General features: G+C 74.2%; 18 protein-coding genes. 8 read left to right on the top strand and 10 right to left on the bottom strand.

Annotation, left to right across the window (positions count from 1 at the left end; all coding sequences use genetic code 11):
- Positions 1–54 precede the first annotated feature (54 nt).
- On the top strand, positions 55–1,488 hold the full coding sequence (locus tag K7787_RS28315; RefSeq protein ID WP_223003392.1) for an alpha,alpha-trehalose-phosphate synthase (UDP-forming): 1,434 nt from the start codon (positions 55–57) through the stop codon (positions 1,486–1,488).
- 172 nt (positions 1,489–1,660) lie between these two features.
- On the opposite strand, the gene otsB is transcribed toward K7787_RS28315, so the two are convergent.
- From otsB to K7787_RS28300, 3 genes are all read right to left on the bottom strand, one after another.
- Positions 1,661–2,527 carry a trehalose-phosphatase gene (otsB, locus tag K7787_RS28310; RefSeq protein ID WP_223003391.1) on the bottom strand — a complete coding sequence of 289 codons (867 nt, stop codon included), beginning with the start codon at positions 2,525–2,527 and terminating at the stop codon, positions 1,661–1,663.
- Positions 2,528–3,136: 609 nt separating this feature from the next.
- Positions 3,137–3,430: a DUF3263 domain-containing protein gene (locus K7787_RS28305; RefSeq protein ID WP_223003397.1), complete on the bottom strand. Its 294-nt coding sequence runs from the start codon at positions 3,428–3,430 to the stop codon at positions 3,137–3,139.
- Positions 3,431–3,644: 214 nt separating this feature from the next.
- A complete protein-coding gene (locus K7787_RS28300) occupies positions 3,645–4,919 on the bottom strand; it encodes an extracellular solute-binding protein (RefSeq protein ID WP_009189274.1) in 1,275 nt (424 codons plus the stop codon).
- Positions 4,920–5,026: 107 nt separating this feature from the next.
- On the opposite strand from K7787_RS28300, the gene K7787_RS28295 reads away from it, so the two are divergent.
- From K7787_RS28295 to K7787_RS28285, 3 genes are all read left to right on the top strand, one after another.
- Entirely contained in the window at positions 5,027–5,965 is a 939-nt protein-coding gene (locus tag K7787_RS28295) for an ROK family protein (protein WP_043260982.1), read from the top strand.
- Positions 5,966–5,972: 7 nt separating this feature from the next.
- Complete coding sequence (gene nagA / locus K7787_RS28290) at positions 5,973–7,130, top strand: N-acetylglucosamine-6-phosphate deacetylase (protein ID WP_223003390.1); 1,158 nt, start codon at positions 5,973–5,975, stop codon at positions 7,128–7,130.
- 165 nt (positions 7,131–7,295) lie between these two features.
- Positions 7,296–8,225, top strand: a complete 930-nt coding sequence (locus K7787_RS28285) for a 1-phosphofructokinase family hexose kinase (protein ID WP_169439441.1) — start codon at positions 7,296–7,298, stop codon at positions 8,223–8,225.
- Positions 8,226–8,228: 3 nt separating this feature from the next.
- Here K7787_RS28285 and K7787_RS28280 read toward each other — a convergent pair whose 3' ends face one another.
- A complete protein-coding gene (locus tag K7787_RS28280; RefSeq protein ID WP_223003389.1) occupies positions 8,229–9,182 on the bottom strand; it encodes a carbohydrate-binding protein in 954 nt (317 codons plus the stop codon).
- 119 nt (positions 9,183–9,301) lie between these two features.
- A complete protein-coding gene (gene cdgB / locus K7787_RS28275) occupies positions 9,302–10,957 on the bottom strand; it encodes a diguanylate cyclase CdgB (protein WP_223003388.1) in 1,656 nt (551 codons plus the stop codon).
- Between the two features lie 448 nt (positions 10,958–11,405).
- Between cdgB and K7787_RS28270 the strand changes: the two genes are divergently transcribed.
- The gene (locus K7787_RS28270; RefSeq protein WP_223003387.1) at positions 11,406–11,993 is read left to right on the top strand and encodes a flavin reductase family protein; all 588 of its coding nucleotides are present in this window, start codon (positions 11,406–11,408) and stop codon (positions 11,991–11,993) included.
- A 247-nt stretch (positions 11,994–12,240) separates the two neighbouring features.
- Here K7787_RS28270 and arfB read toward each other — a convergent pair whose 3' ends face one another.
- Entirely contained in the window at positions 12,241–12,678 is a 438-nt protein-coding gene (gene arfB, locus K7787_RS28265) for an alternative ribosome rescue aminoacyl-tRNA hydrolase ArfB (RefSeq protein WP_009189281.1), read from the bottom strand.
- A 219-nt stretch (positions 12,679–12,897) separates the two neighbouring features.
- Between arfB and K7787_RS28260 the strand changes: the two genes are divergently transcribed.
- Complete coding sequence (locus tag K7787_RS28260) at positions 12,898–13,473, top strand: TerD family protein (RefSeq protein ID WP_223003386.1); 576 nt, start codon at positions 12,898–12,900, stop codon at positions 13,471–13,473.
- 162 nt (positions 13,474–13,635) lie between these two features.
- Here the strand turns inward: K7787_RS28260 and K7787_RS28255 are convergent, their stop codons facing one another.
- Positions 13,636–15,042, bottom strand: coding sequence for a M1 family metallopeptidase (locus tag K7787_RS28255; protein WP_223003385.1), 1,407 nt, complete (start codon positions 15,040–15,042; stop codon positions 13,636–13,638).
- Positions 15,043–15,081: 39 nt separating this feature from the next.
- On the opposite strand from K7787_RS28255, the gene K7787_RS28250 reads away from it, so the two are divergent.
- Positions 15,082–15,582, top strand: a complete 501-nt coding sequence (locus K7787_RS28250; protein WP_009189284.1) for a hypothetical protein — start codon at positions 15,082–15,084, stop codon at positions 15,580–15,582.
- A gap of 56 nt (positions 15,583–15,638) precedes the next feature.
- Here K7787_RS28250 and K7787_RS28245 read toward each other — a convergent pair whose 3' ends face one another.
- Positions 15,639–16,364: a pentapeptide repeat-containing protein gene (locus K7787_RS28245; protein ID WP_247721363.1), complete on the bottom strand. Its 726-nt coding sequence runs from the start codon at positions 16,362–16,364 to the stop codon at positions 15,639–15,641.
- A gap of 276 nt (positions 16,365–16,640) precedes the next feature.
- On the opposite strand from K7787_RS28245, the gene K7787_RS28240 reads away from it, so the two are divergent.
- The gene (locus tag K7787_RS28240; RefSeq protein ID WP_223003396.1) at positions 16,641–18,080 is read left to right on the top strand and encodes an MFS transporter; all 1,440 of its coding nucleotides are present in this window, start codon (positions 16,641–16,643) and stop codon (positions 18,078–18,080) included.
- Positions 18,081–18,310: 230 nt separating this feature from the next.
- Here K7787_RS28240 and K7787_RS28235 read toward each other — a convergent pair whose 3' ends face one another.
- Both K7787_RS28235 and K7787_RS28230 read right to left on the bottom strand, forming a co-directional pair.
- Entirely contained in the window at positions 18,311–19,732 is a 1,422-nt protein-coding gene (locus K7787_RS28235; RefSeq protein WP_223003383.1) for an NAD(P)/FAD-dependent oxidoreductase, read from the bottom strand.
- A gap of 10 nt (positions 19,733–19,742) precedes the next feature.
- Complete coding sequence (locus tag K7787_RS28230) at positions 19,743–20,438, bottom strand: rhomboid-like protein (protein ID WP_223003395.1); 696 nt, start codon at positions 20,436–20,438, stop codon at positions 19,743–19,745.
- Between the last annotated feature and the right edge of the window lie 233 nt (positions 20,439–20,671).

The raw sequence follows: 20,671 nt of genomic DNA, 5'->3' as shown, positions 1-20,671 counted from the left end.
CACCCCCTCCCCGCATACGTTTGAGTGTTCGGGAGCCGGGCTAGGTTGAGGACCATGGCTGCAACGCACGGTGCCGAGGTGCTGGTCGCCTCCAATCGCGGACCGGTTTCGTACGAACTGCGCCCGGACGGCGGTGAGGGCACGCTGCACGCGAAACGCGGCGGCGGCGGACTGGTCTCCGGACTCTCCGCGATCGGCCCGGACGCGGGCGCGGTCTGGGTGTGCGCGGCGCTCGGCGACGCCGACCGGGAGGCGGTGCGCCGCTTCGAGGGCGGCCGCCGGCTGCCGGCCGAGGACACCGGCGGCCAGCAGGTCCGGATGCTCGACATCGCCCCGGACGTGTTCTCCGACGCGTACAACGGCATCGCCAACTCGGTGCTCTGGTTCGTGCACCACATGCTCTACCAGACCCCGCTCGAACCCGTATTCGACGCCGAGTTCCGCCGCCAGTGGGCCTCGTACGAGGCGTACAACCGCGCCTTCGCCGAGGCGCTCACGGAGGAGGCGGCCGAGGGCGCGGCCGTGGTCGTGCAGGACTACCACCTCACGCTGGTGCCGGGCATGCTGCGCGATTTCCGGCCGGATGTGCGCATCGGGCACTTCTCGCACACCCCGTGGGCCCCGGTGGACTACTTCCGGATGCTGCCCGACGACATCGCCGAGCAGGTGCTGCGCGGCATGCTCGGCGCGGACCGGCTCGGCTTCCTCACCCGGCGCTGGGCGGACGCCTTCGCCGGCTGCTGCGACGCGCTGACCGGCGGTCTCGGCGGCACCCGGATCGGCGTGCACGGGCTCGGCGCGGACGCGGAGTTCCTGCGGGAGCGCTCGCACCGCGCCGATGTGAAGGAGCGGATGGCGGCGCTGCGCGAGGAGATCGGGGTGGCGCCGGACGGCGGCGCGCGCCGCACGATCGTCCGGGTGGACCGCACCGAGCTGTCGAAGAACATCGTGCGCGGCCTGCTCGCCTACCGGCAGCTCCTGGAGGACCGGCCCGAGTGGCGCGAACGGGTGGTCCACATCGCCTTCGCCTACCCCTCCCGCCAGGACCTGGCCGTCTACCGCGAGTACACGGCCGAGGTGCGGCGCGTGGCGCAGGAGATCAACGAACGGTACGGCACCCCCGGCTGGACCCCGGTCGTCCTGCACGTCAAGGACGACTTCGCGCGCTCGCTCGCGGCGTACCGGATCGCGGACGTGGCGCTGGTCAACCCGATCCGCGACGGCATGAACCTGGTCGCCAAGGAGGTCCCGGTGGTGTCCGACGCGGGCTGCGCGCTGGTGCTGTCCCGGGAGGCGGGCGCGTACGCGGAGCTGGCGGACGACGCGATCGTCGTCAACCCGTACGACGTGGTCGGCACCGCGGACGCCCTGCACGAGGCGCTGAGCATGGCGGGCCCGGAGCGGGCCGAGCGCAGCAAGCGCCTGGCCGCCGCGGCGACGGCCCTGCCCCCGGCCCAGTGGTTCCTGGACCAGCTGAACGAACTCTGAGACCGGCACGGACTCTGAGACCGGAAGCCCCCCCCGGGGCGCGGCCCCGGGGGGGACTCCCGGTCTTCCGGTCCGGTCTTCCGGTCCGGTCTTCCGGTCCGGTCTTCCGGTCCGGTCTTCCGGTCCGGTCTTCCGGTCCGGTCCGGTCTTCCGGTCCGGTCCGGCCCGGCGGCTACGGCAGCGCGTCCGCCAGGTTCCGCAGCAGCTCGACCACGCCCGCCGGTCCCGGCACCACCAGGTCCGCCCGCTCGGACAGCTCGGTGACCTCGGAGCTGCCGCTGCACACCAGCAGGCCCGGCACGCCGTCGGCGCGCAGCTTCTCCACCGCGGCGAAGGCGGGGAGGTCGCCGAGGTCGTCGCCGGCGTAGAGGACGGAGGCGGCACCCCGGGCGCGGACGTAGTCCGTCAAGGCCACGCCCTTGTCCATGCCCGGCGGGCGCAGCTCCAGCACCATCCGGCCCGGCTCCACGATCAGGCCGTGCCGGGCGGCGAGTTCGGCGAGGGGTTCACGCAGCAGGTCGTAGGCGGCCTGCGGGTCCTCCGCACGGCGGGTGTGGACGGCCAGCGAGCGGCCCTTCTCCTCGGTCCAGGTGCCCTGCCAGGCGCCGATCCGGTCCAGGAAGCCCGGCAGTTCGGCGCGGACGGCGGCGACGCCGGGGTGCGGGGCGGGCGCGGTGACGGCGCCCGTCGCGGCGTCCCAGCGTTCGGCGCCGTAGTGGCCGAGGACGACGAGGTGTTCCAGGCCGGGTACGCCCGCGAAGCCGCCGTTGCGCACCGCGACGCCGGCCGGGCGGCCGGTGACCACCGCGACGGCGGCCACCTTCGGGGCCAGCGCGGCGAGCACCGGTACGGCCTCCGGGTGCGCCCGGGCCTGGTCGGGGTCGGGCACGATCGGGGCGAGTGTGCCGTCGAAGTCGAGTGCGATCACCGCCCGGTCCGGCCGTGCGAGCACGGCGGCGAGGCCGTCCCGGCCGGCCTGGGTGGCGGGGGCCGGCAGGGAGGCGGCGGGGTTGGTCGAGTCCGTGTCGTGACTGCCCATGAGCCGAACCTATCCACACTCGCCCGACCGCACTCCTCGACGTGCCCGCCGCCGCGCCGCGGCCTCCCGGCAGGGCACAGGTCCGGACACCTGCCATCGGGCCGGACCGGCCCCGCCGGCGCGGCGGCACGGCGCACTCCCGGCCGGTGCGGCGCCACGCACTCCCCGCCGGTGCGGCGGCACGGCGCCCTGCCGGGTGGCCAGGCGACCGGGGGCCCAGGGCCGGGGGGGCTTCGAGGCCGGGGACCCGGGCAGCCGGGCAGCCGGGCAGCTGGGGCACTGAGCAGCCGGGGACCCGAGGCGCTAGGCGGCCAGGAGTTCTGGGGGACCGGGCGGCCAGGGGCCGGAGCACCGGGCAGCCGGGGATCCAAGGCGCCAGGCGGCCAGGAGTTTCGGGGGACCGGGCCGCCAGGGGCCGGGGCGCCGGGCCGGGACGCCGAGGCGGGGGCGCCGGGCGGGGGCGCCGGGCGGGGGCGCTGGGCGGCGCGGGCTCGTGGCCGTCCGGCGTGCGCCGTCCGCGGGCGGCGCTCGGCGCGGCCGGCGGTCCGGCCGACCGGCGGTACCGGCCCCGTCGCCCGACGCGGCGACGCGACCCGCGGCGCCCGACCCTCAGCGTTCCGCCCGGCGGGTCTCGCGTATGCGGCGCAGGCGGTTGACCGTCACCGGGTCGTGGGCCAGGGCGCGGGTGTCGTCCAGGAGGGCGTTGAGGAGCTGGTAGTAGCGCACGGGTGAGAGGCCCAGTTCCTCTCGGATCGCGCGCTCCTTCGCGCCGGGGCCGGGAAAGCCGCGCCGCTCCAGCGCGAGGATGTCCCGCTCCCGCCGCCCGAGCGCCCGCTCGCGCCCACGCTCCCGCTCCTCGCGGCGGCCCGCGCCGCCGTCGTCCGCCGCACCGTCGGCCGGCATGCCGCCGGCCGGCATGCCGCCGGCCGGCATGCCTTCCGGCGCGCCGTCGTCGCGTACGCCTTCGTCCCGTACGTCCATACCCCGCACCGTAACCCCGGCCACCGACAACGCGGCCGGGGACCGCGCCGCCCCCGGACCGCCCCGCCCCCGGGAACCGCCCCGCGGACCCGCGACCGGCGCGCGTACCGACGGGCTCACGCGCCCGGCGGCGCCGTCACTCCCCGGCCTGGGTGTTCTCCGCGTCCGAGGCCGTGGTCTGGAGCTGGTTCAGGATGGCGGTGGGGTCGCCCTCGGGGCTGACCGTGCGGCCGATCTCCTTCTTCACGTCCGCGCTGACCTTCGCCCAGGACGTCTTGCCGAACGGGTAGAGCTGCGCCAGCGGCAGCTCCTCCAGGAACGGCCACAGCTTCTTGTCCCCCTCCGCCGCGGTCATCGCGTCCGAGGCGGAGCTGGTGACGGGCAGCAGGTCGTACTCGCGGGAAAAGGCCAGCACGTTCTCCTGGTCGTAGACGAAGTCGAGGAAGTCGCCGATCTCGTCCTTGTGGCCGTGCTTCTTGAAGGCCATCATCCAGTCGGTGACGCCCATGGTCGCCTTGGGCGTGCCGTTGCGGCCGGGCACCGGCACCATGCCGAAGTCGACGCCCTTCTTGGCGGCCTGCTGCATCAGCGTCGGATGGCCGTTGAGCATGCCGACCTCGCCGGCCGCGAACGCCGAGAAGGCCTGCGCGCGGTTCAGCTTGCCCGGCGCGACGGGGCCGGTCAGGCCCTTGCCGACCAGCTCGTCCTTCAGCCAGGTGAACGTTTCCGCATTCTGCGGGGAGTTGATCGTGTAGGTGCCGATGTCGTCGGTGTAGCCGGCGCCGCCGCTCAGCAGCCACTGCAGGGTCTCGGCCTGCGCCTCCTCCGGGCCGAGCGGCAGGGCGTAGGGGTACTTCACGCCCTTGGCCTTCAGCGCCTCGGCGTCGGCGGCGAGGTCGGCCCACGTCTTGGGCGGCTCGGTGATGCCCGCCCGGGTGAAGAGGGTCTTGTTGTAGAACAGCACGCGCGTGGAGGCGGCGAACGGGATGCCGTACTGCACGTGCCGCAGCTGGCCGGCCTCGGAGAGCTGGCCGAGGAAGTCGGCCTGCACGGGTATGGAGAGCAGGTCGTCGGCCTTGTAGAGCATGCCCTGGTCGGCGTAGTCCGCGTAGGCGCCGATCTGCGCCATGTCCGGCGGGTCGCCCGCGTCGGCCATCTCCTTGACCTTGCGGTCCACGTCCGTCCAGGAGTACACGCTGACCTTGATCTTCACGCCCGGGTGCGCGGACTCGTAGTCGCGGGCCAGGCCGTCCCAGTACTTCTGCGAGCTGTTGGCCGCGGAGTCGCCGTAGTCGGCGGCGACCAGCCGCAGCGTCACGTCGGAGGAGCCGGTGCTCCCGCAGCCGCCGAGAAACGCCGTCATGCCCAGCGCGGACACCACCGCGATCGTTCCTGTCCTGCGCCGCTGCACTGCCTCTTCCGCCCCTTAGGTCTCACTGTTCGACATGTGGACACGATAGGTCTACACCACGTGAGTGGACTAGACCTCTTGTGGGTCGAAGGGCCACACTGTCCCCCGTGAGACACGTCATCGCGCTCGATGTGGGCGGCACCGGGATGAAGGCCGCGCTGATCGCCGCCGACGGCACGCTGCTGCACCAGGCGCGGCGCGCCACCGGCCGCGAGAACGGCCCCGACGCCGTCGTCGAGAACATCCTCGGCTTCACCGCCGCACTGCGCGCCCTCGGCGCCGAGCGGTTCGGCGAGCCGGCCGCCGCCGCGGGCGTCGCCGTCCCCGGCATCGTGGACGAGGAGCGCGGCGTCGCCGCCTACGCCGCCAACCTCGGCTGGCGCGACGTACCGCTGCGCGCCCTGCTGGCGGAGCGGCTGGGTGGCATCCCCGTCGCCCTCGGCCACGACGTGCGCACCGGCGGCCTCGCCGAGGGCCGCATCGGCGCGGGCAAGGGCGCCGACCGGTTCTTCTTCGTGCCGCTGGGCACCGGCATCGCCGGCGCCATCGGCATCGACGGCCGGGTCGAGGCGGGCGCGCACGGCTTCGCCGGCGAGATCGGCCACATCGTCGTCCGGCCCGGCGGCACCCCCTGCCCGTGCGGCCAGCGCGGCTGCCTGGAGCGGTTCGCGTCCGCCTCGGCGGTCAGCCAGGCCTGGGCGGAGGCGTGCGGCGACCCGCAGGCGGACGCGGCGGACTGCGCCAAGGCGGTGGAGTCCGGGGACGCCCGCGCGCGGGCGGTCTGGCAGGAGGCGGTGGACGCGCTCGCCGACGGGCTGGTCACCGCGCTCACCCTGCTGGACCCGCGCACCCTGATCATCGGCGGCGGACTCGCCGAGGCGGGGGAAACGCTCTTCGCACCGCTCCGGGAGGCCGTCCGGCGGCGGGTCACCTTCCAGAAGCTGCCGGCCGTCGTCCCCGCCGCCCTGGGGGACACCGCCGGCTGCCTGGGCGCGGGTCTCCTCGCCTGGGACCTCCTCAACACTTCTACGACTGCCCGGAGGTAGCCCCCAGATGGCCGACAAGGTTCTCACCGGAGCCCGGGTGGTGCTGCCCACCGGGATCGTCGACGGCGGTCGCGTGATCGTCGACGGCACGCGGATCGCCGACACCGGGACCGGCCCCGGCACGGCTCCGGCGGGCGCCGAGACACTCGACGTCTCCGGCCACTGGCTGGTCCCCGGATTCGTCGACCTGCACAACCACGGCGGCGGCGGCGCGTCCTTCTCCGGCTCCGCCGACGACGTCATGACCGCCGTCCGCGCCCACCGCGCCCACGGCACCACCACCCTCGTCGCCTCCACCGTCACCGACGACATGGGCGTCCTCACCCAGCAGGCCGGGCTGCTCGCGGAGCTGGCCGAGCAGGGCGAGATCGCCGGCATCCACTTCGAGGGGCCGTTCATCTCGCCGTGCCGCAAGGGCGCGCACTCCGAGGCGCTGCTGCGCCACCCGGACCCGGCCGAGGTGCGCAAGCTGATCGACGCGGCGCGCGGGCACGCCAAGATGATGACGCTCGCCACCGAGCTGCCCGGCGGCCTCGACTCCGTACGGCTGCTCGCCGAGCACGGCGTGATCGCGGCGGTCGGCCACACCGACGCCACCTACGAGCAGACGGTCGAGGCCATCGACGCGGGCGCCACCGTCGCCACTCACCTGTTCAACGCGATGCCGACCCTCGGCCACCGCGCCCCCGGCCCGATCACCGCCCTGCTGGAGGACGAGCGGGTCACCGTCGAGCTGATCAACGACGGCGTGCACCTGCACCCGGCCGCCCTGGAGCTGGCCTTCCACCACGCGGGCGCCGCCAGGGTCGCGTTCATCACCGACGCCATGGACGCCGCCGGCTCCGGCGACGGCCGCTATCTGCTCGGCCCGCTGGAGGTCGAGGTGGCCGACGGCGTCGCCCGGCTGGTCGAGGGCGGCTCGATCGCCGGCTCGACCCTCACCCTGGACCGCGCCTTCCAGCGGGCGGTCACCGTCGACCGGCTCCCCGTCGAGGACGTGGTGGCCGCGCTGTCCGCCAACCCGGCCCGGCTGCTCGGCCTGGACGACCGCATCGGCTCCCTGGAACCGGGCAAGGACGCCGACCTGGTGCTGCTGGACGAGGAGTTCACGCTCAAGGGCGTCCTGCGGCGCGGCGCATGGGTGGTCGCTCCCGACCTGGCCTGATCCGTTCCGTCCCCGGCGACGGGGGGCGGGCCGAGGGGTGGGCGGCGGCGCGCGCGTTTGGCATGATCGAGGTCCGGAAAGGTCCAGGGCGCCCCGCCCGGGCCGGTCCGGGACATCGGGACAGCAGGCGCGCCAGACGCGCTTACTCGGGGGAGGTCGGCCCACGTGATCCTCACGGTCACGCTGAACACCGCTGTCGACATCACCTATCGGGTGCCCGCACTGCGGCCCCACACCTCGCACCGGGTGACGGAGGTGACCGAGCGGCCCGGCGGCAAGGGCGTCAACGTCGCCCGGGTGCTGGCCGCCCTCGGCCACCAGGTCACCGTCACCGGCTTCGCCGGCGGGGCCACCGGGGGCGAGCTGCGCGACCGGCTCGCCGCCCTGCCGGGGATCGTGGACGCGCTGGTGCCGGTGGCCGGCGCGACCCGCCGCACCGTCGCGGTCGTCGACGAGCGCACCGGCGACACCACCCAGCTCAACGAACCCGGCCCCCTCGTCACCGCCGCCGAGTGGGCCGCCTTCCAGAAGACCTACGAGGATCTGCTCGGCTCGGTGTCGGCGGTGGCCCTGTGCGGCAGCCTGCCGCCCGGCCTGCCGGTGGGCGCGTACGCCACTCTGGTACGGGCCGCGCGGGCCGCGGGCGTCCCCGTGCTGCTGGACACCAGCGGCGAGGCGCTGCGCCGCGGGATCGCGGGCCGCCCCGACATCGTCAAGCCCAACGCCGACGAACTCGCCGAGCTGACCGGCTCCCACGACCCGCTGCGCGCCACCCAGGACGCCCGCCGCCGCGGCGCGCGCACGGTCGTCGCCTCACTCGGCGCGGAAGGGCTTCTGGCGCACACGCCGGAGGGCCTGTGGCGGGCGGCCCCGCCGGCCCGCGTGCACGGCAACCCGACCGGCGCCGGCGACTCCGCTGTCGCGGGCCTGCTGTCGGGCCTGGCCGAACGCCTCCCCTGGCCGGACCGCCTGGCCCGCGCGGTGGCCCTGTCGGCGGCGACCGTCCTGTCCCCGGTGGCCGGCGAGTTCGACCACCCGGCCTACGAGCGGCTGCTGCCCCGGGTGGCGGTGACGGGGGAGGTCAACGCGGCGTGAGGGTCAGCTCTTGACCCAGCCCTTGACCAGCCACATCTGGTCCAGGTTGGCGTCGCACTGGTCGCCCTGCTCGCAGGAGACCTTGATGGTGTTGGTGCCCTTGTTGAGCTGGACGTAGTTGTACGTCTTCGTCCAGCCCTTCTCGTAGTCGCCCTCGGGGGCGTTCGCCCAGTTCTTCAGCTTGACCGGCTGGGCGGACGGCGTGCCGTTGATGGTGAGGGTGGCGGTGCCGTCCTTGCCCGGTACGCCGTAGCCGATGTAGACGCTGTACTTGCCGTCCTCCGGGATGCCGTTGACGGTCCAGGTGACCGAGGCGCCGACGTGGTTGAAGTTGCCGACGTAGACGCCGCCGTCCGCCTGGGCGCCCTTGACGTCGGACGCCGTGGTGGCGCCGCCGCCGAGGAGCAGTGCCTTCGCGTCGATCTTCGGGAGGTCGCCGTTCGGGGCGACGCTGCTGGTGGGGGACGAGCTGGGGCTGGCGCTCTGGCTGGCCGGGGGCGTCGTGGCGCCGGTCTGCCCGTCGGCCTTGTCGTCGCCCTTGTCGCCGAGCACGGTCACGGCGATGCCGACGACGACCGCGGCGACCACCGCGACCGCGCCGATCAGCAGGCCCTTGGTGTTGGGGCCGCGGCGGCCCTTGCCGCCGCCGGCGCCCCGGCTCTGCTGCTGGCGGGGCGGCTGCGCGCCGCCGGGGAGGGTCTCGGGGGCGGCGTAGTGGGCGTTCGGCTGGCCGTACCCGGCCTGCTGCTGCGGTACCTGCCCGTACGGCCCCGGGGCGGCCTGCTGACCCTGCTGGCCGTACTGCCGCTGGCCGACCGTGCGGACCCGGTTGACCGAGCCCGGGTAGCCGTAGCCACCGGAGGGCGGCTGGGCCCCGTTGGCCTGGCCGTCGGCGTACAGGTAGCCGAACGGGTCGTCGTCCTCGGGCGTGCTCGCGCCGTTGTTGCCGGGCGTCATCCCTTGGTGCTCCTCAACAGTGCGGGTCGGATGCAGTACGTCGTCAGATTGGACGAGCCTACCCGCTCTCCTGGACCCGAACGGGTGACTCAGCCCGCATCAACCCGCTGACCTGCGGCTCAGCCGGCCCGGCGATGCTGTTTGGGACGAGATCGTTTCTCGACGTACATCCGCTCGTCCGCGGACTTCAGCACTTCGTCCGCCGTCATCCCGCAATGCGCCCATCCGATGCCGAAGCTGGCGCCGACGCGGACGGCGCGGCCCTCGGCGCGGATCGGCTGGATGATCTCGTTGCGCAGGCGCACCGCGAGGTCCTGGGCGTCGGCGCGGCCGAGGCCGTCGGCGAGGATCACGAACTCGTCGCCGCCGAGCCGGGCCACGGTGTCGCCGTCACGCACGCCGTTGCTCAGCCGGCGGGCGACCTCGATGAGGACGGCGTCGCCGGCGTTGTGCCCGAACCGGTCGTTGATCGACTTGAAGCCGTCCAGGTCGCAGAAGAGGACGGCCAGCCCCTTGGCGCCGTCGTCCCGCTCGCCCTCGGGGGCGATGGTGTGCACATGGTGGTCGTAGGCGTCGTAGGCCTGCGGGACGGGGGCGAAGTCGAAGCCGTGCGCGGCGTCGGCGGCGTCGTAGGCGGGATGGCCGTAGGCCGCGTCCAGCGGGTCCGGCTCGCCGGGGTGCACGGACTGCGGGCGGCTGCACAGCCGGGCGGACAGCCGGGCGCGCAGTTCGGCGGAGTTCGGCAGCCCGGTCAGGGAGTCGTGGGAGGCGCGGTGGGCGAGGTGCAGCTCGCGGCGCTTGCGCTCCTCGATGTCCTCGACGTGGGTGAGCAGGAACCGGGGCCCGTCGGCGGCGTCGGCGACCACGGAGTTGCGCAGGGAGACCCAGACGTAGCTGCCGTCGCGGCGGGCCAGGCGCAGCTCGGCGCGGCCGCCCTCGGCGGAGGTGCGCAGCAGGGTGCCTATGTCCTCGGGGTGGACGAGGTCGGAGAAGGAGTAGCGGCGCATCGCGGAGGCGGGGCGGCCCAGCAGCCGGCACAGGGCGTCGTTGGTGCGCAGGATGCGGCCGTGCTGGTCGCCGCCCATCTCGGCGATGGCCATGCCGGAGGGGGCGTACTCGAAGGCCTGCCGGAAGCTCTCCTCGCTGGCGCGCAGGGCCTGCTGCTCGCGCTCCAGGCGGACCAGGGCGCGCTGCATGTTGGCGCGCAGCCGGGCGTTGCTGATCGCGATGGCGGCCTGGAAGGCGTAGACCTGGAGGGCTTCGCGGCCCCAGGCGCCGGGGCGGCGGCCGTTGCGGGGGCGGTCGACGGAGAGGACGCCGAGGAGGTCGCCGGAGGAGCCGCCGGGGGCGTACATGGGGGCGAAGAGGCGGTCGGAGGGGTGCCACTCGTCCTCGAAGCGGGGAGCGGGCCCGTCGGTGTACCACTGGGGGACGTCGTCGTCGTCGAGGACCCAGCCCTCGGTGTGGGGTATGAAGACCAGGTCGCCCCAGCGCTCGCCCATGGCGAGCCGGCGCTCCCAGGAATCGCGGGAGCCGACCCGGCCGGTGATCAGGGCCTCGGCGGCGGGGTTGCCGGAGAACGCCGCGACCACGAGGTCGCCGTCGGGGCGCACGAGGTTGACGCAGGCCAGCTCGTAGCCGAGGCCGGTGACGACGCCGTCGGCCACGGTCTGGAGGGTGTCCGCCAGACTGCGCGCGGTGTTCATGTCCGCCATGACCTGGTGCAGTTGCCGCAGGGTCGCAAGACGGACGTACGGTTCCGACTCGGTCTCCATGCTCGCCCTCCCCCCGAGACCTGGCAGCGCATCAAAGGGTTCTCTTCGGCGTATCGTTCCGTGCGGTCTCCGCCACTGAATCACAGCGCGAAGCCCACTCGGTACACAGGGTCAACAATTCAGGCCCCTTGTGACTCAAGTCACAGAAGAACGTGAACAATTGAGTGGAGTTTCTGCTTTTTCCCTGTGCGTCAACTGAACGCAAACTTTGTGGGTGTGTGGCCATGATGCACGAGGGACCGTCCGGGCGGGGTGGAATCACAGGTTCCGCCCGTTACCCGTGCACTCCCGCCCCGCCCCGGCGCGCGCCTCCCGCCGCGCCTGTGCCCGGTCTCCGGCGGCCACCGCAGCCCAGGGGAGGCGGCCGTGCCTCGTCCGCTGGTCCTAGGTCCGGGTTCGGGCGCGGGCCCGATGCGGGGGCCGCCGGACGGTCACTAGCGTTGCGGTTGTGCTGAACACTTCACCCGTACCGTCCTCCTCCCCCGCCGCCGCGACCGCCCTTGGGCATGCTGAGGGGGTGACCAACGACGAGTTCCGCGCCGCGATGTCCCGGCTGGCCGCGGGCGTGGTGCTGGTGACCGCGCAGGAGCCGCCGCTCGACCCGGACGATCCCACGGCGCCCGGCGGCGAGGACGTGGGCATGACGGCCACGGCCTTCGTCTCGGTCTCCCTGGACCCGCCGCTGGCCCTGGTCAGCCTGCGCGAGGGCTCGCGCATGGACGACCTGCTCGCCGAGCAGCCCGTGTGGGCGGTGTCCGTCCTCGCCGAGAGCCAGCGGCACATCGCCGGCCGGTTCGCCATGAAGGGCCGGATCAGCGACCGCCTGCTCTTCGCGGACATCCCCTACGTCCGCGGCGAGGTCTCCGGCGCCCCGCTGGTCGGCGGCGCGCTGGCCACCCTGGAACTGCGCACCGAGCAGCGGGTCCCGGCGGGCGACCACACGCTGGTCATCGGCCGCGTCCTGACCGCCCGCCTGCCGAGCGCGGAGGGCGGCCCGCTGACGTACTTCCGGGGCCGCTACCGCCACCTGGGCTGACGCGCCCCCTCACGGGGCGCTCCGGGGCGCCGGCCGGGCGCCGGCTGTCGGTGGGCGCCGGGGAGCGGCTGCGCGCTGGGGAGCGGCCGGGCTCTGCGGATCGGCGGGCGCCGGGGATCGGCCGGGCGCTGGGGATCAGGCGGGCCGGGGACCGGGCGTGCCGGCTGTCGGTGGGCGCCGGGGAGCAACCGGGCGCCGGGGAGCGGTGGGCGCGAAGCCGGCGTCCACCGGCCTCCGGCCCCGCGCCCTAACCCCAGTCGCGGCCCTGGCGGCCGCGCTTGGTCTCCGCGCGCTGCTTCTTCTCGCGCAGGCGGCGTTCGTTGATGCCGCGCGGGATGCGGGTGGGGCGGCGCGGCTTGGGCGGCGGGGCGGTGGCCTCGGCGAGCAGGGCCGCCAGGCGTACGGCGGCGGCTTCGCGGTTGCGCCACTGGGAACGGTGCTCGGCGGCGCGGACGGTGATCACCCCGTCCACGAGCCGGCCGGCGAGCCGTTCCAGCGCGCGCCGCTTCCACACCTCGGGCAGGGCCTCGGTGCGGGCGAGGTCGAAGCTCAGCTCGACCCGGCTGTCACTGGTGTTGACGTGCTGGCCGCCGGGCCCCGAGGACCGCGAGAAGCGCCAGGCCAGCTCGGCCTCGGGGAGCGCGACGGAGCCGCGGATGAGATGGGGACCGGACATGGGGTCCATGTTCCCGCCCCTGACCGGGTCACGTCACCGCATTTTCCCGCCCCCTCGCCCGTTCGCCGCCGCACACGGGAGATTCGCCGCCGCACACGGGAGAACCGTGTTCGAGACGGCCTTGGTAAAAAAGGTAAAGAGATCCGGAACCATGGGGACCCCTCTCGGCGTTCTTGGGAGTGGCGGTAGCTTCGTCCGCACAAGCAACGAGGGAAGGGACTCCCCACAATGGCTGTAAGCCTCTCCAAGGGCGGCAACGTCTCGCTCACCAAGGAAGCCCCGGGCCTGACCGCCGTCACGGTGGGCCTCGGCTGGGACGTCCGCACCACCACGGGCACGGACTTCGACCTGGACGCGTCCGCGATCGCGGTCAACACGCAGGGCAAGGTGTACTCCGACGCCCACTTCGTGTTCTTCAACAACAAGCAGACCCCGGACAACACCATCGTCCACACCGGCGACAACCGCACGGGCGAGGGCTCCGGCGACGACGAGGCGATCAACGTCAACCTCGCCGGCCTCCCGGCCGACGTCGACAAGGTCGTCTTCCCGGTCTCCATCTACGACGCCGAGAACCGCGGCCAGAACTTCGGCCAGGTCCGCAACGCCTACATCCGCATCGTCAACCAGGCCGGCGGCTCGGAGATCGCCCGCTACGACCTGTCGGAGGACGCGGCCACCGAGACGGCGATGGTCTTCGGCGAGCTGTACCGCAACGGCGCGGAGTGGAAGTTCCGCGCGGTCGGCCAGGGCTACGCCTCGGGCCTGGTCGGCATCGCCCAGGACTTCGGCGTCAACGTCTGACGGTCCGCCCGCGGTGATCGGGGCGGCCCCGGCGCGGTGCCACGCAGCGCGCCGGGGAGGCCCCGAACGCCGGGACCGCGGCGCGGCCGGACGACCGCTCCCGGCGGTTCCGGCGCACCCGCCGGCTCTGGCACTCCCGCCGGTCCCGGCGGCCCGCCGCCCTCAGGGGTGCACCGGCCGGCCCTCGCCGTACAGCCAGGTCTTCCAGATGTCCGTGAAGTCCTTGCCGGGGGCCTTCTTCTCGACGTAGGCCGTGAAGTCGGCGGTGGAGGCGTTGCCGTGGCGGTGGGCGGCGGCCCAGCCCTGGACGATGTCGTAGAAGGCGTCGTCGCCGACCGTCTGGCGGATCTTGTGCAGCACCATCGCGCCCCGGTCGTACACCGGCGCGTCCGAGATCACGGCGGCGCTGCTCGGCCGGCCCGGCGGGAAGGCCCAGATGTCCGTGCCGTTGTCGCCCTCGCCCCGGTAGACCGTCTCGAACGTCTCCTGCGCGCTCCTGCCGCCCTGGTCCTCCTCCCACAGCCACTCCGCGTACGTCGCGAAGGACTCGCTGAGCCACATGTCCCGCCAGCTCTTCGGCGTCACCGAGTCGCCGTACCACTGGTGGGCGATCTCGTGCACGAGGGTGCTGGTGTCGGGCTCGCCGGGGAAGGTCGGCCGGTTCTGGGTCTCCAGCGCGTAGTCGACGCCGTCCACCTGGTCGACGATCGCGCCGGTGGAGGAGAAGGGGTAGGGCCCGAAGTTGTACTCCGCCCACTCCATGATCTCGGGGATCTTCCCGAGCACCGGCTCGCTCGCCTTCGCCAGGGCGGGATCGACGGCGACGTAGACGGGCAGGCCGTTCTTCAGGGTGGAGCGGGTCACCTGGAAGTCGCCGACGGCGACCGTGGCCAGGTACGTCGCCATCGGCTCGGCGGTGTGCCAGCGGAACGTCCGGCGGCCCTCGGCGCTCGTCACGCCCTTCAGCTCGCCGTTGGAGACGGCCGTCAGCTTCCCGTCGGCGGGCAGGCTGACGGAGATGTCGTAGGTGGCCTTGTCGGAGGGGTGGTCGTTGCCCGGGAACCAGGCCATCGAGCCGACCGGCTGGCCGAGGGCCACCGCGCCGTCGCCGGTGCGCAGCCAGCCCTCCTTCGCCCCGCCGGGATCGACGACCATCTCGGGGGCGCCGGAGTAGCGGACGGTCGTCGTGAACGTCTCGCCCTCGTCCAGCTCGCCGTGCGGCCGAACGGTCAGCTCCTGACCGGCCCGGTGGAAACGCGCGGCCTTCCCCTCGACGCTCACGTCCCGCACGTCCAGGCCCTTGAGGTCGAGGTCGAACGCGGACAGGTCCTGGGTGGCGCGGGCGGTGATCACCGCGGTGCCGGTCAGGCGGTGGGCGGCCGGGTCGTAGTCGAGGGCGAGGTCGTAGTGGGCGACGTCGTAGCCGCCGTTGCCGGCCTTCGGGAAGTACGGGTCGTGCAGCCCGGAGCCGCCCGGCGTGCCCCGCACGCCCCCGTCGCACCCGCTCAGGGCGACGGCGAGCAGGACCGAGGCGGCCACGGTCCGGACGGTACGGGCGGGTCTGTGCACGGTGCGATCCTATGCGGCGGCCATGACACCATCGCGTACGTGCTCGACATCGGCTACGCCCTCTCCAACCGCTTCCCCGACCCGCCGCAGACGGACTACCGCCGCGCGGACGTCCACGCGCTGCGCCACGACCTGTTCTGCGGCGACGTGTACCTCGCCGACACGAAGGCGGACCGCGAGCTGGCCACGGCCTGGGGCTGGGTGCCGGTGCTGGACTTCGCGTGGGCGCTGTGCGACATCGTGGAGCGGGTGGACCGGGACCCGGCCGGCTCCCGCGCCGCCCGCCCCCAGCGGGCCGAGCTGGACTTCACCGAGTCCACCGACCGCATGCTCTTCGAACGCCGCTTCGGCTGGGTGGACATCGAGGCCGACTGGATGCCGGCCGAGGAGCCGCCGCTGAGCTTCTCGCACGCCGAGCTGCGCCGCGAGGCCCGCGACTTCCTGCACGATCTGATCGCCGACCTGTGCGACCTGCACGAGGACCTGGCGGAGAACCCGGCGATCTGGACCCTCCAGGCCCGCTTCCCCCGCCTGGCGTGACGCCGGCCCCCTGCCCCGCTGTCCCTCCACCCTGATCCGTCGCTCTATCCCTCCACCTATCCCTCCACCCTGATCCCCAGCCGCGCCGCCAGCACCGGGGCCAGGTCCAGCAGCTGGCCGGTGCTGATCACCGCGCCCGCCAGCCGCTCCGCCCCGCCCGCGATCTCCAGCGCGGCGGCCCCGCGCAGGTCCACGTCCGTGAGCGTGGCCCCGGTGAACTCCACGCCCTTGAGCGCGCAGTCCACGAACTCCACCCGCTCCAGCCGGGCGCCCCCGAAGTCCGGCTCGATCAGCACGCAGCCCTCGAAGACCACGTCCCGCAGCCGTGCCGTGCGCAGATTCAGGTAGTCGATCTTGCCGCCGCGGATCAGCACCCGCTCCAGCACGGCGCCGTGCAGCTGGGTGCCGCCGAGCCGGGCGTCGGTCAGCTCCACGTCCCGCAGCGTCGCCTCCGCGAGATCGGTGCCGACCCCGCGGACGCCGCCGAGCACCGAGTCGAGGAAGCGGGCGTGGCGCAGCGAGGCGTCGTCCAGCGCGCACCCCCGCAGCGCGCAGTCCATGAAGCGGGCGCCCGCCCCGTCCTGCCCGGCGAGGTCGCTGTCGCGGAACTCCAGGCCGTCGTAGTCCCCGTCGGGGGTCAGTCCCGCGCCGTCGTACGCCTCCAGCGCCGGCAGCCGCACCTCGGGCCGCCGCGCCGGCTTCACCCCGCCGCCCCCGCCGCCCGCGCGAGCGCCATCGCCGCCACTGCCGCCGCCCGTCCGGCCGTTCGTCTTCCGCACCATGCGCCCATGCTGCACCCCGCCACTGACAACGCCCCCGAGACCGCCGGGCCGCCCCCGGCCGCCGCAGGCCGTTCCCGCCCCACCCCAGATGCGATTCGTGCCTATTCATGCTCTTCTGGCGGAATGAGTATCACCCGAAAAGGTGAATCCTCGTCCGTGCAACGCCATCAAGGGGCCCGTTCGCGCCCCCTGGCGGACGCCCTGCACCCCCGGCGCTCCGCCCACCAGCCCCGGCACGCCCGCCCCGCCGGTGACGCGCACCGCTGGTGGGCGCTGGTGGTGATCGCGCTGGCGCAGCTGATGGTGGTCCTGGACGCGACCATCGTGAACATCGCGCTCCCCTCCGCGCAGCACGCCCTGCACATGTCGGACGCCAACCGCCAGTGGGTCATCACCGCCTACACGCTCGCCTTCGGCGGGCTGCTCCTGCTCGGCGGGCGGATCGCCGACCTGGTGGGGCGCAAACGCACGTTCGTCATCGGCCTCATGGGCTTCGCCGTGGCGTCCGCGATCGGCGGCGCGGCCACCTCCTCCGGCATGCTCTTCGGCGCCCGCGCGCTGCAAGGGGCGTTCGCCGCCGTGCTGGCCCCGTCCGCGCTCTCCCTGCTCACCACGACGTTCACCGATCCCCGGGAGCGCGGGAAGGCGTTCGGGATCTACGGCGCGCTCGCGGGCAGCGGCTCGGCGATCGGCTTCATCGTCGGCGGGCTGCTCACCGAGTACCTGAACTGGCGCTGGTGCCTGTACGTGAACGTGCCCATCGCGATCGTCGCCGTCCTCGGCGCGCTGGCGCTGCTGCACGGCCGGGCGGGCGACGCCGGGGACGGCGCCCGGCTGGACGTGCCCGGCGTGGTGCTCGGCTGCGGCGGGCTGGTCGCCGTCGTCTACGGGTTCAGCGAGGCCGAGCCGCGCGGCTGGACGGACCCGGTGGTGCTGGGGCTGTTCGCGGCGGGCGCGGCGATGCTGGCGGCGTTCGTGTGGTGGCAGACCCGGGCCCGGACGCCGCTGCTGCCGCTGCACGTCCTGCGCGACCGCAACCGCGCCGGCTGCTTCCTGACCATGCTGCTGGCCGTGATCGGCATGTTCGGGCTGTTCCTGTTCATGACGTACTACCTGCAGGAGATCCTCGGCTACTCGCCGCTGCGCACCGGTCTGGCGTTCCTGCCGCTGACCGCCGCGATCATCGTCGGCTCCACGCAGATCTCCGCGCGGCTGCTGCACCACGTGGCCCCGCGGCTGCTGATGGTGCCCGGGATGCTGCTGGCGGCGGGCGGACTGCTGCTGCTGACCCGGCTGACGGTGGTCGCCGAGTACACCACCGAGGTGCTGCCCGCGCTGCTGCTGATGGGCCTCGGCATGGGCCTGACCTTCATGCCGGTGTTCGCCACCGCCACGGCGGGCGTCGCCCCCGAGGACGCGGGCGTGACCTCCGCGACGGTGAACACCTCGCAGCAGGTGGGCGGCTCCATCGGCACCGCGCTGCTCAACACGGTCGCCACGACCAGCGGGACGGCGTACATCACCGCCCGTCTGCACCGCCCGGCGGACCGGGCGCGGGTGGTGCCGGAGGGCATCGTGCACGGCTACACGGTCGCCATCTGGTGGGCCGCCGCCGTGATGCTGCTGGCCGGGCTGGTGGCCGCCGTGATGGTGACGGCCCGCGCGCCCAAGCACGGCCTGCCGACGGAGCGGCCCGTGCCGGAGTCGGCGGTGTGAGCGGTCCGGCGGGTCCCTCTCCGGCGGTGTGAGCGGTCCGGCGGGTCCCTCTCCGGTGGTGTGAGCGGTCCGGCGGTGTGAGGAACCCCCAGGGGAGGAACCCGGGAGTCCCGCGAGGGGCAGGGAGGGTTCCGGCGCGACGCCGGAACCCTTCCCGTGCGGACGCCCTCCCGAGCCGGGGGCCGTCGACCCTTCCCGTGCGGGCGCCCTCCCGAGCCGGCGGCCGTCGCTCAGCCGCGCCCCGCCACCCGGTCGGCGATCCGGGCCAGCCGGGAGGAGCCGGCGGCGTGGGTGAGGGCCTCGCGGCGGTCGGCGGTGCGGTAGGTGGCGTACATGCCCTGCACGCCGAGCCAGCGCAGCGGTTCCGGCTCCCACTTACGCACCTTGTGACCGGCCCACGGCAGCGCGGTCAGCGGGGTCGGCCCACCCTGCCCGGAGTCCAGCTGCACCAGGTCGGTGAGGGTGCGGGCGGCGAGGTTGGCGGTGGCGACGCCCGAGCCGACGTAGCCGCCGGCCCAGCCGAGGCCGGTCGTACGGTCCAGGGTGACCGTCGCGCACCAGTCGCGCGGCACGCCGAGCACCCCCGACCAGGCGTGCGCGACCCGCGCCCCGGCCAGCGCAGGGAAGAAGGCGACGAGGATGTCGCGCAGCGCCTCGACGGTCTCGGGCTGGGTGCGGCCGTCGTTGTCGGTGCGCGAGCCGAACCGGTACGGCACCCCGCGGCCGCCGAGCGCGATCCGGCCGTCGGCGGTGCGCTGCGCGTACATGTAGGCGTGCGCCATGTCGCCGAGGGTCTCGCGGCCGTCCCAGCCGATCGCCGCCCACTGCTCGTCGGTCAGCGGCTCGGTGGCGATCATCGAGGAGTTCATCGGCAGCCAGGTGCGCCGCTGCCCCTTCAGCGAGGCGGTGAAGCCCTCCGTGCAGCGCAGCACGTAGGGGGCGCGGACGGTGCCGTAGGGGGTGACGGCGTGCTTGGGGCGGATCTCGGTGACCGGGGTCGCCTCGTGGATCGTCACGCCGAGCGCCTCGACGGCCGCCGCGAGGCCCTTGACCAGCTTGGCCGGGTTCAGCCGGGCGCCGTGCGGGGTCCAGGTGGAGCCGACGGCGTCCGCGACGCGGATCCGCCCGGCGGTCTCGCGCGCCCCGTACAGCTCGCGGTCCTTCTCGCCGAAGGCGAGTTCCCGCTCGTGGAAGGCGCGCAGCCGGGCCAGCTGGGCGGGGGTGCGGGCCACTTCCAGGACGCCGCCCTTGTGGACCTCCGCCTCGATGCCCTCCTCGGCGGCGACGCGGATCACCTCGTCCACGGTGTCGTTCATCGCCTGCTGGAGCCGTACGGCGGCCTCGTGGCCGTGCAGCTTGGCGTACCGGTCGCGGCCGGCGACGCCGTTGTAGAGCCAGCCGCCGTTGCGGCCGGAGGCGCCGTAGCCGCAGAACTTCTGTTCCAGGACGGTGATCCGCAGGAAGGGCGCGGTCTTCTTCAGGTAGTACGCCGTCCACAGGCCCGTGTAGCCGCCGCCGACGATCACCACGTCGGCGTTCGCGTCCCCGGTGAGCGGTTCGCGCACGGCCGGGAGGCCGTCGTCCGCGAACCAGTAGGAGATGCCGCCGTTCACGATGCCGCTGTTCACGGCCCTGTCTGCCGAGCTGCTCATGGCCGGGACGCTAACGCCTCTCCGCCGCCGGTGTCTCCTTCGGAATCCGTGTTTTTCTTGCGCCCCCGCCCGTGCCCCCGCCCCCGCTCATGCCCCCGCCCGCGCCCGCGCCCGCGGCGAGCGGGCGGCAGGCGAGGCCGATCAGGACGGCGGTGAAGTGGCCGAGGTCGGTGAAGGTGCGGCCGGTGGCCAGCGGGACGGCGAAGAAGCCGAGTACGGCGGCCGCGTACCCGTACCGCCAGGGCCTCGGGACGCACCAGGTCAGTACGCCGACCACCCCGGCCAGGGCGTAACTGACGCCCACGTCGAGGGTGTTGACCGCCGAGTCGGGGACCACCCCGCGCCGGATGCCCCACAGCAGCGCGCCCTCGCTGATCAGGGTGGCCAGCACGTGCGCGGCCGCGCAGACCGCCAGCCAGCGCGGGGTGCCGAGCCGGCGTTCGGCCTGCGCGTGGAAGACCGTGTAGAGCGCCGCGTACGGCAGCCAGCGGCCGCCGGCGGTCCACATGGCGCTGGCGACCAGGACCCGCACCGGGTGTTCCGACAGTTCGTGCAGGTTGGTGGAGCGCTGGCGCAGGAACTCCGTCTCGAAGTGCGGCGACATGCGGTGCAGGGCGACGGTCGTGACGAACAGGACCGCCAGCCAGACGTACGTCCCCGGGGCGCTGCGGACGTAGCCCGCCACCGCCCTCGGCACCGACCGCATCCGGAAGACCGCGTTCACCCTCGCAAGTATCACCGGCAGGGCCCGGGGGCCGCCTGCCGGACCGCCCCCGGCCCTGACCTGCCGGGCCGCCCCTGGCCCTGACCTGCCGGGCCGCCCGCCGGGCCGCCCCGCTCGGGCCCGCCGGACCGCGGCCCCGCCGACCGCTCCGGCCCACCGTCCGCCGGCCCCCCCCCCCCCCCCCCCCCCCCCCCCCCCCCCCGCGCCCCCCCCCC

Source organism: Streptomyces sennicomposti (assembly GCF_019890635.1).
GTDB lineage: Bacteria > Actinomycetota > Actinomycetes > Streptomycetales > Streptomycetaceae > Streptomyces > Streptomyces sennicomposti.
The sequence above is the reverse complement of the archived record's forward strand: the minus strand, read 5'-3'. Positions and strand labels throughout refer to the sequence as shown.

What these genes read in the sequence shown, in the direction of transcription:
- K7787_RS28315 (WP_223003392.1), top strand. Translation starts at nt 55, where the DNA reads ATGGCTGCAACGCACGGTGCCGAGGTGCTGGTCGCCTCCAATCGCGGA.
- otsB (WP_223003391.1), bottom strand. Translation starts at nt 2,527, where the DNA reads ATGGGCAGTCACGACACGGACTCGACCAACCCCGCCGCCTCCCTGCCG.
- K7787_RS28305 (WP_223003397.1), bottom strand. Translation starts at nt 3,430, where the DNA reads ATGCCGGCCGACGGTGCGGCGGACGACGGCGGCGCGGGCCGCCGCGAG.
- nagA (WP_223003390.1), top strand. Translation starts at nt 5,973, where the DNA reads ATGGCCGACAAGGTTCTCACCGGAGCCCGGGTGGTGCTGCCCACCGGG.
- K7787_RS28280 (WP_223003389.1), bottom strand. Translation starts at nt 9,182, where the DNA reads ATGACGCCCGGCAACAACGGCGCGAGCACGCCCGAGGACGACGACCCG.
- cdgB (WP_223003388.1), bottom strand. Translation starts at nt 10,957, where the DNA reads ATGGAGACCGAGTCGGAACCGTACGTCCGTCTTGCGACCCTGCGGCAA.
- arfB (WP_009189281.1), bottom strand. Translation starts at nt 12,678, where the DNA reads ATGGACCCCATGTCCGGTCCCCATCTCATCCGCGGCTCCGTCGCGCTC.
- K7787_RS28260 (WP_223003386.1), top strand. Translation starts at nt 12,898, where the DNA reads ATGGCTGTAAGCCTCTCCAAGGGCGGCAACGTCTCGCTCACCAAGGAA.
- K7787_RS28245 (WP_247721363.1), bottom strand. Translation starts at nt 16,364, where the DNA reads ATGGTGCGGAAGACGAACGGCCGGACGGGCGGCGGCAGTGGCGGCGAT.
- K7787_RS28235 (WP_223003383.1), bottom strand. Translation starts at nt 19,732, where the DNA reads ATGAGCAGCTCGGCAGACAGGGCCGTGAACAGCGGCATCGTGAACGGC.
- K7787_RS28230 (WP_223003395.1), bottom strand. Translation starts at nt 20,438, where the DNA reads ATGCGGTCGGTGCCGAGGGCGGTGGCGGGCTACGTCCGCAGCGCCCCG.